At 39.9% G+C, this 13,449-nt stretch carries 14 protein-coding genes; 9 read left to right on the top strand and 5 right to left on the bottom strand.

The genetic code is table 11. From position 1 onward, the window contains the following. The first annotated feature begins 15 nt into the window (after nucleotides 1-15). From astD to speD, 4 genes are all read left to right on the top strand, one after another. Nucleotides 16-1,485, top strand: a complete 1,470-nt coding sequence (gene astD, locus ATS72_RS10270; protein ID WP_058430009.1) for a succinylglutamate-semialdehyde dehydrogenase — start codon at nucleotides 16-18, stop codon at nucleotides 1,483-1,485. Nucleotides 1,486-1,614: 129 nt separating this feature from the next. Continuing rightward, on the top strand, nucleotides 1,615-1,962 hold the full coding sequence (locus ATS72_RS10265; protein ID WP_006791285.1) for a DUF3802 family protein: 348 nt from the start codon (nucleotides 1,615-1,617) through the stop codon (nucleotides 1,960-1,962). 89 nt (nucleotides 1,963-2,051) lie between these two features. Further along, on the top strand, nucleotides 2,052-2,465 hold the full coding sequence (locus ATS72_RS10260; protein ID WP_006791284.1) for an OsmC family protein: 414 nt from the start codon (nucleotides 2,052-2,054) through the stop codon (nucleotides 2,463-2,465). A gap of 88 nt (nucleotides 2,466-2,553) precedes the next feature. Further along, complete coding sequence (gene speD / locus ATS72_RS10255) at nucleotides 2,554-3,366, top strand: adenosylmethionine decarboxylase (protein ID WP_006791283.1); 813 nt, start codon at nucleotides 2,554-2,556, stop codon at nucleotides 3,364-3,366. Nucleotides 3,367-3,461: 95 nt separating this feature from the next. Here the strand turns inward: speD and ATS72_RS10250 are convergent, their stop codons facing one another. Both ATS72_RS10250 and ATS72_RS10245 read right to left on the bottom strand, forming a co-directional pair. Further along, the gene (locus ATS72_RS10250; RefSeq protein ID WP_058430010.1) at nucleotides 3,462-4,805 is read right to left on the bottom strand and encodes a M24 family metallopeptidase; all 1,344 of its coding nucleotides are present in this window, start codon (nucleotides 4,803-4,805) and stop codon (nucleotides 3,462-3,464) included. A gap of 127 nt (nucleotides 4,806-4,932) precedes the next feature. Then, nucleotides 4,933-6,216 carry an aromatic amino acid transport family protein gene (locus ATS72_RS10245; protein WP_058430011.1) on the bottom strand — a complete coding sequence of 428 codons (1,284 nt, stop codon included), beginning with the start codon at nucleotides 6,214-6,216 and terminating at the stop codon, nucleotides 4,933-4,935. A 752-nt stretch (nucleotides 6,217-6,968) separates the two neighbouring features. Here ATS72_RS10245 and ATS72_RS10235 point away from each other — a divergent pair. From ATS72_RS10235 to ATS72_RS10210, 5 genes are all read left to right on the top strand, one after another. Further along, nucleotides 6,969-7,358 (top strand): hypothetical protein, encoded by a 390-nt coding sequence (locus ATS72_RS10235; RefSeq protein ID WP_139295585.1) that lies wholly within the window; start codon nucleotides 6,969-6,971, stop codon nucleotides 7,356-7,358. Between the two features lie 94 nt (nucleotides 7,359-7,452). Then, nucleotides 7,453-7,815: a DUF7674 family protein gene (locus ATS72_RS10230; protein ID WP_058430014.1), complete on the top strand. Its 363-nt coding sequence runs from the start codon at nucleotides 7,453-7,455 to the stop codon at nucleotides 7,813-7,815. A gap of 169 nt (nucleotides 7,816-7,984) precedes the next feature. Next, nucleotides 7,985-8,782: an alpha/beta fold hydrolase gene (locus tag ATS72_RS10225; RefSeq protein ID WP_006791277.1), complete on the top strand. Its 798-nt coding sequence runs from the start codon at nucleotides 7,985-7,987 to the stop codon at nucleotides 8,780-8,782. Between the two features lie 779 nt (nucleotides 8,783-9,561). Continuing rightward, nucleotides 9,562-9,843: a hypothetical protein gene (locus ATS72_RS10215; RefSeq protein ID WP_058430016.1), complete on the top strand. Its 282-nt coding sequence runs from the start codon at nucleotides 9,562-9,564 to the stop codon at nucleotides 9,841-9,843. 45 nt (nucleotides 9,844-9,888) lie between these two features. Continuing rightward, entirely contained in the window at nucleotides 9,889-10,185 is a 297-nt protein-coding gene (locus ATS72_RS10210; protein WP_058430017.1) for a hypothetical protein, read from the top strand. Between the two features lie 103 nt (nucleotides 10,186-10,288). Here ATS72_RS10210 and cysQ read toward each other — a convergent pair whose 3' ends face one another. Genes cysQ through ATS72_RS10195 form a run of 3 tightly spaced genes read right to left on the bottom strand, consistent with a single transcriptional unit; the run spans nucleotide 10,289 to nucleotide 13,419 of the window. After that, nucleotides 10,289-11,059 (bottom strand): 3'(2'),5'-bisphosphate nucleotidase CysQ, encoded by a 771-nt coding sequence (cysQ, locus tag ATS72_RS10205; RefSeq protein ID WP_058430018.1) that lies wholly within the window; start codon nucleotides 11,057-11,059, stop codon nucleotides 10,289-10,291. A gap of 5 nt (nucleotides 11,060-11,064) precedes the next feature. Continuing rightward, a complete protein-coding gene (gene cysC, locus ATS72_RS10200) occupies nucleotides 11,065-11,661 on the bottom strand; it encodes an adenylyl-sulfate kinase (protein WP_008127182.1) in 597 nt (198 codons plus the stop codon). Nucleotides 11,662-11,694: 33 nt separating this feature from the next. Further along, entirely contained in the window at nucleotides 11,695-13,419 is a 1,725-nt protein-coding gene (locus ATS72_RS10195; protein WP_058430019.1) for an SLC13 family permease, read from the bottom strand. Nucleotides 13,420-13,449: the final 30 nt, after the last annotated feature.

Here is a 13,449-nt window from a genome sequence, read left to right as displayed (position 1 = left end):
TTTAGGAGAAAGTATATGACTCATCCTGCACAATTTATTAATGGTCAATGGTCACAAGGCCAAGGCTCAGAATTTAACTCAGTAAACCCAGCAAATAACGATGTTATTTGGCAAGCATCATCAGCCACTGCAGAGCAAGTTGATGCAGCTGTTGGCGCTGCGCGTGAAGCGTTTTACGCATGGGCTGATAAAAGCTTTACTGAGCGTTTAGAAATAGTAAAAGCATTCGCAGCACAATTAAAAGAAAACAGTGAAGAGCTTGCAATCACCATTGCACAAGAAACAGGTAAGCCACTATGGGAAACACGCACTGAAGCGGGTGCGATGGTTGGTAAAATTGCCATTTCAGAAAAAGCATTTTTAGAGCGCACGGGCGATGTTGAAAATGCAATGCCATTGGGCCGCGCGATGATTCGCCACAAGCCACACGGTGTTGTAGCAGTATTTGGCCCGTATAATTTTCCGGGCCACTTACCAAACGGCCATATTGTGCCAGCGTTACTAGCGGGTAATACGGTTGTATTTAAACCGTCTGAACTAACACCAAAAGTGGCTGAGTTTACCCTTAAATTGTGGGAAAAAGCGGGTTTACCAGCAGGCGTTATTAACCTTGTTCAAGGTGAAGTTGAAACGGGTAAAGCCCTTGCTGCTCATAAAGGCATTGATGGCTTGTTCTTTACCGGTTCATCGCGCACAGGTCATATTTTACATGAACAGTTTGCAGGCCAGCCGGGTAAGATTTTAGCTCTCGAAATGGGCGGTAATAATCCGCTTATTATTACTGACGTTGAAGATACTAAAGCCGTTGTACACGATATTGTGCAATCAGCATTTATTTCAAGCGGTCAGCGTTGTACCTGTGCTCGTAAGTTATTTTTACCAACAGGTAGTAAAGGCGATGCAATATTAGAGCGCCTAATCACTGCAACTAAAGCCATTAAAGTAGGCAACTACGACGATGAAGATCAGCCATTTATGGGCTCTATGATCTCATCAGCGGCAGCAGCAGGTATGGTTAAAGCACAAAGCGAGCTTGTTGAGCTTGGCGGTAAGGTCCTTGTAGAACTAGAGCACACAGCAAATACAGGCTTTGTAACACCAGGTATTATTGAGTGTTCAGCAATTGGCGACTTCCCAGACGAAGAGCATTTTGGCCCACTTTTAAAAGTGTTCCGCTTTGACGACTTTGACAGCGCAATTGATAAAGCAAACGACACAAGCTTTGGTTTATCTGCCGGTTTACTTAGCGATAATGAAGCCGATTACGACCACTTTTTACGTCGTATTCGTGCCGGTATTGTTAACTGGAACCGCCCAATTACGGGTGCGTCTAGCGCTGCACCATTTGGTGGTATTGGCGCATCAGGCAATCACAGAGCAAGCGCGTACTACGCAGCTGACTACTGTGCATACCCTGTAGCTTCAGTAGAGCTTGAAAAAGTAGCCATGCCAGCAACATTAAGCCCAGGCTTAAAAATAGATTAAGTTAATAATACTTAATTAGTATAAAAGCAGCTTCGGCTGCTTTTTTTGTATGCTTAAATCACAAAGCTAGCAATCAACCGCGCTTTCTGCTTAAATCAGCGTAAGTAATATTATTAGGTGGTAAATATCATGGTTTTAGATAGGCAAGGGTACGATGATTTAATCATGTATCTAACTCAAAATTTAGCATTGTTTGAGAAGCCAGGTGTGATAAAACCAGGCGCTCCAACGGTAATGGAACTCATAGAAGATGTTATTGCCGAAAACGTCATGCTAATTTGTGAACAGCACACAAACCTTAACACAGAGCAACGCAGCTTAATTGTGCGTGAGGTTGATGGCATTGTTTACGACTTACAAGAAGTGCTTAGCAGCATTACGTCACAGCCTGTTACGGTTGAACAACATGAGTTTATTGACGAATTTGCAAGCTTAATTAAAAACCTCTTCGACAGCGCTGTTTCGCAGCAGTATTAATCCCCAATTTATAGCGCCGCGTATCGCATTTCGTTTGCAACTGCGGCCAACTTGCTTACAATCAAGAAAAATATTTTTGAGATAAAAACATGCAAGCAAATGTAAAATGGGTTGATGGCGACACTTTCGTAGGCCGTTCTAATTCTAATCACAACGTTGTATTTGATACCGGTAGCGACAGTGCTGCACCTAGCCCAATGGAAATGGTATTGATGTCGGTTGGCTGTTGTTCATCGGTTGATGTTGTGGGTATTTTAAAAAAAGCCAAACAAGACTTTTCAGACGTTCAAGTACAATTAAGTGCCGAACGCGCCGAAACTGCTCCTCGCGTATTTACTAAAATCAATTTACATTTTGTTGTTACAGGCAAAAATGTGTCTGAAAAGCACCTTGCACGCGCTGTTTCTTTGTCTGCTGAAAAGTATTGCTCGGTAGCATTAATGCTTGATAAAACAGTAGAAATTACTCATAGCCATGAAGTTGTGCAAGAACAGGTAAAATAACGCTTTTTCCATAAGGAAAATTCGTATAAAATCCGCGAACTTTTCATTCTGCAGGTGCAGATTTCACTAATTTATAGGTTGGTTTATTATGAACAAACCCTTCGATAAACTTAAACTTCATGGCTTTAACAATTTAACCAAAAGTTTAAGCTTTAGTATTTACGATATTTGCTACGCAAAAACCGAGCAACAACGTAAAGAATATATTGAATATATCGATGAGCAGTACAGTGCAGATAGACTAACCGACATTTTAGGTGAAGTTGTTGATATTATTGGTGCCAATATTTTAAATGTTGCACGCCAAGATTATGAACCACAGGGCGCTAGTGTAACTATTTTGGTTTCGGAAGAGCCAGTAGAAGAGCAGCAAAATTACGATGCTGACGAAGCACCAGGCCCATTACCTGACTCAGTTGTTGCACACCTAGATAAAAGCCATATTTGTGTACACACATACCCAGAAGCTCACCCTGATGATGGTATTTGTACATTCCGTGCTGATATTGAAGTATCTACGTGTGGTATTATTTCGCCGCTTAAAGCATTAAACTTTTTAATTCATAGTTTAGAGTCTGACGTGGTAACAATTGACTACCGTGTTCGTGGTTTTACTCGCGACGTAAACGGCGTTAAGCATTATATTGACCACGCGATTAACTCAATTCAAAACTTCATGACAGACGATACCAAAGAAGCGTACCAAATGATGGACGTAAACGTGTATCAAGAAAACCTGTTCCATACCAAAATGATGTTAAAAGAAACCGACCTGAACACATACTTGTTTGGTCTTTCTACAACTGATTTATCGGATGATGAAGAAGAAGAAATTCGCTCTAAGCTAAACCGTGAAATGCAAGAAATATTCTATGGTCGTAACCTGCCAGAAACAGAATAATAGTCACGTTAGTTAAATAAAAACGGCGCTCATTGAGCGCCGTTTTTGTATGCGTTAATAAATATACCTATAAATCACTTACATCAGAGTTTAGGTTATTTAACAAGTAACAACTCGGTTTGTCGGCCGTTTAAGTACCACACGCCGGTTTTATCAAAAATAGCGTCTTCTTCTAGCATTATGCGTATTTCTTTATTCCATGGTTTTATAAACACCGCATTGTTAAGCTCAATAGAGTAAGCGGTATTTAAATGCAGTGGGTAGTCGCCATCGCCGGGTACACCCTGTTGTGAATCCCACATACCCAGTGTGGTACCCGCAGCATGACCATGATAGCCAAGCGGGTGCGTATAAATAGTGGGTTTTAAACCTTGGCCAATGGCTTTTTCGCGAGCGGCTTTTAATACCTGATTACCCGTTTTACCTTCGCTAAATTCAGCGGTAAAAATGTCTTGGAGTTTATTGCCTTTTTTAAGCGCATCAACAAGGTAAGCGGGCGCATTGGTTTCGCCAGGCTTTAAAACATAAGCATGTTGTTGGGTGTCGGTATTTAAGCGTAAGTACGTAATACCAAAATCGACATGCAGTAAGTCACCCGCTTGAATAACGTTGTCGGCGTAACCATTCGTAAAGCTGTCTTCGTGATCGAACGATTTGCTGTCAGCGCGTTGTATTGCAATACTTGGGTGAAACCATGTTTGCAGTTTTAGCTCTTTTACGCGCTCTCTAAACCACCACACTAAATCGTCGCTGGTTGTTTTGCCCACCGTTATTATTTTGTTTGAAAAACCCTCGGCAATAATAGCGTGCGCAATAGCAACAATGTGTTTATACATGTCTATTTCTTGGGGGATACGCTGCTCTAACCAGGCCACTGCCAGCGGCTCGGCCGATATTATTTTATTTTTATAAGCGCTAGGTAAGTTGGCCATTAAGGTATTGTAATCGCCCAACACTAAGCCGTCGGCATGACCCCAATCGGTAGACGTATTGAGTGCAATGTTATCTGGGTTGTAGCGTTCAATAATATCGTTCAGTGCTTGCCACTGGTTTGGCTGCGCCTTTTTGTCCCAGCCTTTTGTAAATACGTTACCTATTTTATAGGGCGCAATGGCGTAAGCATCCACATTGCCTTGTTCATTTAAGGCAAAGAGCAAAATGGTGGTACGCCTTGCCGATAACCAGGTTGCTGGCAGCATTGTTTTTAATATGGGATCTTCGTTGTATTCGCGGCTAATAAGCAGCCACATATCGATGTTGTGTTGCTTCATTAAGCTGGGCATTAATGTGTTTACCCTAAGCTCTGTTATATTATCTATAAACGCAGCGCGTTCTTTCATCGATAAAATAGCAGGCACGCCATCGGCTTTAGCTAAGGGGCTTAAAACAAGCGTGGTAAGTAAGCTCACGCAAAGTAGGAGTTGTTTTGTAAGGTGCATAATTGTTTTATTTTTAGGCTAGTTAATTTATAACATGCCTTAATGGCAGCCATAAAAAAACATTTTGAGATAAACAGCACACAAAAAAGCCCAGCTAACTCGCTGGGCTTTAGCATGAATAGGAGTGTTATTTAATCATGCTGTAAATAAGTGCAAATACCGCAAGCGCACCCACCGCTAACACAAACAAAGTACTTAAACGGTTACGATACTTATGCAGAGCCGGTACTTTATAAACTGCAATCATAGGCATGATAAATAATATCATTGCAATAATAGGGCCCGACAGCTGATCCATCATATCGAGTATGCTTGGGTTTTTAACTGCACAAAACCAAATTGCAAAAAACATAATAACTACACCAATTTTATCTACCGTTTTAGCACCAAGCTGTGTTTGCTTAGTCACCAAACCTGTAAAGCTTTCGCGGGCTCCTAAAAAGTGACCTAAAAACGACGACGTAATGGCAATAAAGGCAACTAAAGGCCCAAGCGTTGCAATAAACGAGTTATGGGTAATGTTAGCAAGGTACGATAAAACCGAGACGTTATCGGCTTTTGCTTGTGCCATCTGCTCTCCTGTTAGCGACAGCACGCACGAAAATACAAACAGCAATACAAACACAATTAACAGTAAGCTTGTGCGCTTTAAAATGGCTTCTGATTTGCGTGTAGCAAGGTCGTCATAGTGTTCGCGTTGTACATGCACAAAGCTTGAAATAGCCGCTGCATGGCTAAACGAAAACACAATAATAGGAATAGATAACCACAGCGTTTTACCAAAGCTGCCCACTTCAGGTAGGCTCATGTCTGGCATTTGCCAGCTAGGGATTAAATACAAGGATAAAAAAAACAAAATACCCACAAGCGGATACACCAAAATAGAAAACGCGCGCAGCATTAGGCGCTCGCCACCCATCATTAGGCTTATCATACCGGCTACCAAAATACCCGAAAGCACTACGCGTGGCGGCGACTCCATACCCAGCTGGTTTACCATAAAGCTGTCTACCGTGTTGGTTAAGCCTACACCGTAAATAAGCAAAATAGGGAATATAGATAAAAAGTATAACAATGAGATTAATCGCCCTGCATTAACGCCAAAGTGTTCTTCAACTACATCGGTAAAATCGGCATGCTTATTTTTAGACGATAATACAAAGCGTGCTAAACCACGGTGGGCTAAAAAGGTCATCGGAAACGCTAAACACGCCATAATAATCAGCGGCCAAAAACCGCCAATACCAATGTTAATAGGTAAAAATAAAATACCCGCACCAACGGCGGTACCAAAAAGGCTTAAGGTCCACTGCGTATCGTGCAGGTTCCATTTAGATTTTGCGTTTGAATTTGCACTTGAATGCGCGTGTGTTGATGCATTTGAATGCGTTGCATCTAAAGGTGTTGTCATGTGTGTGTGCCGTCCATTATTTATAATAATAACCGCGCCGAAGGATATAGTTTTTGGCCCACTTTTTCATGTTTTTAGCGCCCTAGAGCCGCAATTAACTGCGTTAAAATAGCCCCCAAGTGTCATGAATACGAAACAGCGGTGTAAAAGTAAACAAAGCCAGCACAAGGTGTTTAAAAATGTAGTAATGACACGCTTTACTATTTCTAGCACAGCTAAATAACGCTCTAAAATATAATATTTATAATTGGCAAACACTTACACGGTTTGTTATTAATAGGTGTTCATAAAATAAGGATGTTTTCATACAAAAATGGTGAAAGTGTTCTTTTGTTAAATTGTCAGGTTTTTCATCGTGTTAATTCATATAGTTTTTACTGAAACAGCAGTAATATTAACGAAGGTCGAATATAAATCATTCAGGGAAATACAAAATGATTTTTGTGACTTCAAAGCGTCACTTGGTCCTTGGACAGAGTGTGAGGTTTTTGATTATCTAAATTTTGAATATTCAAATTTAGTACCGAATGCTAGGGACCAACTAAAAAAGCTTAAATCGAGTGGGCACAACGAAATTGTACTTTCTTTTTGCGATAAGGCATAAACCTAACAACTTAATAAATTAACTCACTTTTGTGCATACATGAAGGGCAGCTGTGCAATTTATTTAGAGGTTTTATAATGTTTATAGGCAACAATCATCAATGCGGTGCTTCACTAACTGGTTGGCTAGACTTAAGTTGGAATCAAATTTGAAAATTATTATTGTATTAATATGTTTAATGACCTCTTTTAATTCCTTCGCTTGTTTTGTTCAACCAGAAGGTTTAACAGAACAACATGAAACTCAATTAATTAATTATTTAATTTATGCTGGTGTTCTAATGACTGCAGCTTTATTTATTAGGGCTTCATATAATATACAAAAAATTTGGATTCCAATTTTGTTGCAGGTTATTTTTGGGTATTTTCCAATGTATCTGTATATGCTGGAAATAGCAGGTGTATCACCTTATTCAGGCTCCTGTGGTGCTCCTGGGTTTGTTTACATTGGTAAAGTATTAGCCATTGGTATGGCCTGTATTTTTGCACTTGAAGTAGTTTTATTCTTTAAGGGCAGAGGAAGTAGAAAAGTAAAATAATAAGCTCGGATTTATTTTTATTTAGAACTAGGATAAACAATAAGTCTATAGTTTTACACCGGCATGTGAATGACTACGTATTAACTGGCAATATATGGCAGACCAAGAAATAAGACAATTTATTGAGGATATACAATCTAAGTTTCCAGATGTCATACCGCTAATGGATAAACACGAAGAATGTGAATTCGCTTTTCGTATGGAAGAGTTCGCGAATTTAACAACGTTTGCATTCAACGAAAATAAAAACGCCGACGCTCTAAAGTATTTGTCATATATGAATCTAAAACTAGAGACTGCAAGTCCTACCGAGTTTGAATACATAGATACCTATTATGTTGAGCACTTGTTTTGGAAAGCGACTCCCATCGGAATTGAAATGGGTTGGCCACTTGTTCCCGATAAACTAAAAAAGCTGTACTTAAATTTTCATGGGCGAGCGCCTCAAATACGTTGAGTATTGGTAAAGGTTGTTCTTATTTGTTTTTATTTAAAAATTAAAACCTGTTCCGAAAAGTTGTTAAGTAGGCGCTATTGTTGTGAACTTGATGAGAGATTTTTATTAAACTCCGTTATACTTCTTACAATTGAATATGCCAAATGAAGTAAATAGGCCGCCAACAGCAATGAGCACAGACATTCTTTTTCATACTATTTTTCCGCACGAAACCAGTCAAACATGGGTTGTATTTGTCCATGGCGCTGGGGGAAGCTCGGCAATTTGGTTTCGTCAGCTTAAAGCTTATAAAAAAGAATATAATGTATTGTTGCTAGATCTTCGTGGTCACGGTAAATCAAATAACTTAGTACAAAATTTTGTTGATAATAATTATTCGTTTAATAACGTCTCTAAAGATATTATTGATGTGTTAGACCATAACAATATCACCAGCGCACACTTTGTTGGTATTTCATTGGGCACAATACTCATTCGCAATATTGCAGAAATTGCGCCGCAATATGTTTCTAGCATGGTGCTAGGTGGCGCGGTAACCCGCTTTAATACTCGCAGTAATACTTTGGTTTATTTAGGTAATACCTTTAAGCACTTCTTGCCGTATATGTGGCTATACCGTTTATTTGCTTTTATTATGATGCCCAAAAAGCGCCATAAAGAATCTCGGCTTTTGTTTGTTCGTGAAGCAAAACGCTTGTGCCAAAAAGAGTTTATAAAATGGTTTAAATTAGCCATGGACGTAAATCCTTTAATGCAATACTTCAAAGAAAAAGACATCGATATCCCCATTCTTTACATTATGGGTAAAGAAGATCATATGTTCCTTGGCCCTGTTAAAGAAATGGTTAAACGCCATAAAAATAGCGTACTGCAAACTATTCACCATTGCGGCCATGTTTGTAATGTGGAACGCCCAGACTTATTTAATCAACACTCGCTTGCTTTTATCGCCCAGCAAAATCGTTAAGGGTTGTCGCTTTTAAAAAGCGTCCAATTAATGGCAAGTCTCAAAAACTTATAACAACCATTACTTGTTGATTGGAAGCGGTCATTCTTTTGCCTCTCTCCTAAAGTTAAAAGCACTGCCTTGTTTCACGCCACACCCTTTTACACATAGTAAAATACCTAGATTAAATATAATTTTATAATTGGCAATCACTTACACAGTTTGTTACTAATAGATGTTCCAAAAATAAGAACACGCTCATGTTAACTATAAGGGGGTAATTTGAGCAAGTTACTAGAATGCAGGGAAATATGTGAGAGCATGTTTAGTTTTAATATTATTACTTCTTAATGGATGTTCTCCAGTTTGGGAGGAGCAACCTTATAAAGTGTATTACATCGACGGTACCAAAAGGTTAGGTTATAGCCTTGGTCGGGGCACATATATTGGGCGACTCAATGAACCAATAAATATTAAGTCTAACGAACAATATATTTCGGTTTATGCTTGTCCGCATAAAATTTGTGCTTTTTACTATATTGATAAAACCAAAGATAACAAGTTTGCTGAGCACAATGAGTTTGTTTATGGGTCATACACAAAAGCTCAATTTGCGGCGATAACCAAAAAGTTAGGGTTACCGACTACGAATTCCAGCGTTAAGACTGCAATTTAATAAAGACTAAAACGTTACTTATATTTTCACCGGCTACAATAGCGCCAAATCAGTTAACTAAAACGCATTTAAAGTTTATAAGTACAGAACTTAAAGAAAAGCAAAGGCAGTAAAGAGAGTTAGCATGGATAAAAAGAAGGTGATTGTTATATTTTTCGGCATAACATGGTTTGTGTTTGGAGCCGCTTTTTTTATAGGTTTTGAGTCAGTAGAAAAGTTGTTGTTTTGTGTGTTTGTATTTTCTTTTTGTTATAGATATATCTATGCATTTATATTAAATAGAAGTATTTATGCACCATATACCGGTGAGAAAATCCCTCCTACTGAAGGTAATTTAGTAAAGCGGCTTTTTATGCTGATTATAGCTATCGGTGCGTGCACCTATTTTACTTTCTTTATTTCTTAAAAAAAATATATTTACCCATAGCCTTTATGTTTGGGAGATCAATATATGGCAATTTTATCAATTTCAGTAGGCGTTGCGTTTTTTGCAGTTGCTATGATTTGGTTTGGGTTTAGCGCTATGTTCGGCCAAATGGAAAATTCAGGTTTTGCATATAGCTTCATATTGTGTATGTTCCCTGCGTTTATTGGCTTGGTTTTAATAGTGCCTAGTACACTTTACCGAACTGTTTTTGTATTTGCCCAAAAGCCTGAGCAAACCCGAAAGGAAAAGGTTATTTTATCGCTTGGTTTGTTGATAACTTTGCTATGCTTTAGTGCGCTTATTAAGTTAGCTTTTACATAACAAATAACTTAAGCGTTACTAAGTATTTTACTTTATGCTCCCTGAGTAACTCTTATAGTAAAAGCTATCACTTATCTTGCTGACAACTGATAGCTCTTAACTTTTATTCTTCTATCGCACTTACAATAAAATACGGATTTAAGTACTCATCTTTGGTGTTATAAGTAAGCGGGCTGCCATCGAGCTTAGTGACTTTTGCACCGGCTATTTCGGCGATTGCATGGCCTGCGCCGGTATCCCATTCACAGGTTGGGCCTAAGCGCGGGTAAATATCGGCGCTGCCCTCAGCCACTAAACACAGTTTTAGTGAGCTGCCTTTTGAGACCATTTCTACGTCGTCAAAGCGTTTTACAAATTCGGCTAAATCAGGTGATGGGTGCGAGCGGCTGCCTACAACACGCATTAACCCTTTGTTAGGCTTAGTGGTTACTTTAAGTTCTATACGCTCATCGCCCGTGTCTTTAAACGCGCCAATGGCGTCGCTTGCTAAGTAAGATACGCCAAGTGCAGGGGCATCAACAACCGCGAGTACCGGTTTTCCGTTTTCTATTAGGGCAATGTTTACGGTAAATTCGCCGTTCTTTTTAATGAACTCTTTGGTACCGTCGATTGGATCGACTAACCAGTAGCTTTTCCACGTTTGGCGAATAGCCCAGCTTATGTCGGCGTTTTCTTCGCTAAGGATGGGGATATCGGGCGTAAGCTGAAGTAGCCCCGCTACAATGACCTTATGAGCTGCTAAGTCGGCGTCGGTTACTGGGCTTTCATCGGCTTTGTATTCAACGTTAAAGTCCTTTTCGTAAATCCCCATAATGGCTTTGCCTGCGGTGCGGGCAAGGATGAGGGTTTCTTCTAGCAGTTCGGTTTGGTTCATTGGGGTTAACCTATTATATGCGTTTGTTTTAGATACGTTATCAGTTGGGCAACCGATTGGTCTAGGGTGTTTTTACTTGTATCTAAAATTATTTCAGGCTTTGTGGGTACTTCGTAGTTTGAGTCGATGCCAGTAAAGTGTTTTATCTCTCCTGCGCGTGCTTTTTTGTATAGCCCTTTTGGATCGCGGCTTTCGCATACATCAAGCGGTGTATCTATAAATACTTCAATAAACTCTCCGTCGTCTACTAAATTGCGCACCATGTCGCGTTCAGCTCTAAAAGGCGATATAAACGCAGTAAGTACTAACAAGCCTGCATCGGTCATTAGTTTTGCGGTTTCGCCTACACGGCGAATGTTTTCTATGCGGTCTTCATCGCTAAAGCCTAGGTCTTTACATAAACCGTGGCGTACGTTGTCGCCATCGAGCAGGTAAGTGTGTACGCCTTGCTGATTAAGCGCCGCTTCGAGTGCGTTGGCTACGGTGCTTTTACCCGAACCTGAAAAACCGGTAAACCATAAAATAGCTGGCTTATGTTTTTTTTGCTCGCTACGTTGTGCTTTAGTGGTTGCGTAGTTATGCCAAACTATATTTTCATCCATAGTGATGTGTCTCTTATGCTGTTTGCGCCAGTATTAAAAAGGAAATACCAGCGGGATCAGGGTTAATACCGTGATTGAATAAATAATAGAAAGGGGCAAGCCCATAACAATGTAATCTTTTAAGCGATAATTACCCGCGCTATACACCATTAAATTTGTTTGATACCCAAATGGCGAAATAAAACTTGCCGATGCGCCAAAAGCAACCGCCATAATAAAGGGTAGCGGGTCTACATTAAAGCCAACAGCTAATGAGTAAGCAACCGGAAATGAAAGTGCCGCTGCTGCATTATTTGTAATAAGTTCGGTAAATAGTACGGTCATTAAAAATATGGCTATAAATGCGCCGTAAGGACCAAAGTCGCCAAGTACCATAAATAGCGCACTCGATATTTGCCCAGCAAGGCCAGTGCCTATCATTAATTTTGCAAGCCCAATGGCGCTACCTACTACAACAAGTAACTCAAGCGGAAATCGGCGCTTGATTTCGTTTAGCTTTATGGTGCCGCTGAGCATTAAGCCAATAAGCAATACCAATAAGCCTTTTACTAACGGCACTACCCCAAAAATACTTAAACCCAGTACACCCGCAAAGCTGAGTAGTACAATATTAGATTGTTTGGGCGCAAGGTGGGTTTGTAAATCAAGGCCTGAAATATATACAAACTCACGCTTTAAATTAGGTAGGCTGTAAAAGTTTTTGCCGGGTGCCAAAATAAGTGAATCGCCTGCTTGTAATTGTACTTGGCCAAGGCCGCCTTGAAGGCGGTCGTGCCCACGGCGAATAGCAATAACAGCAGCGTGAAACTGCTCGCGAAAACGTATTTCTTTTACGGTTTTGCCTATAAATTTAGACGACTGACTTACGACCACTTCAACTAAGTGTTCTATGTCTTTTTCGTGGTTATCGTGTACTACTTTTAAACCATCAAAGCGGGTTAATAGGGGGACTGATTTAATGTCGCCTACAAATAATAAAATGTCGTTTTGTTGAATAATTTGCTGAGGCGTTACTGCGCATATGCGTTCGTTATTACGAATTATTTCAGCTAGGAACAAGTCTTTTAAATCGCGTAGGCCGTTTTCTTCTACTGTGCGACCTATTAATTTTGAGCCTGTTTGTACTTTACCTTCAAGGTAAAAAGGAACAACTTCTTGATCGCTTTTGCCGTTGTCAGGCAAGTATTTAAGCATCACCAAAATAGTAATAAGGCCAATACTAAGCGCGCCTAAACCCACTAAGGTAAAGTCGAAAAAGCCCAGTGGCTGCATACCTGCATCTACCGCAAAGCCGTTAACAATGAGGTTTGTTGAAGTACCTATGAGTGTGATGGTGCCACCTAAAATAGCAGTGTACGACAGCGGTAATAATAGCTTTGAGGGTGAATGGTTTGGGTTATCTTTTATTGCGGTAATGAGTGAGGCAACCACCGCCGTATTATTAGTAAACGACGATAAAAATGCAGTAGAAATCCCCAGTTTTGTTACCGACTTAACTAAGCTACCTTTAGATAACGACATGGATAGCTTTTGAATTAACGTGGTTTTTTCGATTGCAATCGACACTAATACGAGGAGTACTAGGGTAATAAGTGACGGATTGGCGTAGTTAACTAGCATGTTTTCAAGGTCAATTAGCCCGGCTAAGTAGCTGGTGCCAATAGCGCTTACAAATAACCATGCTGGATTAATGCGGGTGCCAAAAAGGCACCCGACTAAGGTAAGCATTATGCCTGTTAAAACTAGCTGCTCTACCATGCTTTATTATTCCTAACAGACATTAATAAA

The organism is Pseudoalteromonas sp. 13-15 (assembly GCF_001468205.2).
Classification (GTDB): Bacteria; Pseudomonadota; Gammaproteobacteria; order Enterobacterales; family Alteromonadaceae; genus Pseudoalteromonas; species Pseudoalteromonas marina.
Note: the sequence above shows the minus strand (reverse complement) of the source record. Positions and strands in the feature narration are given on the sequence as shown.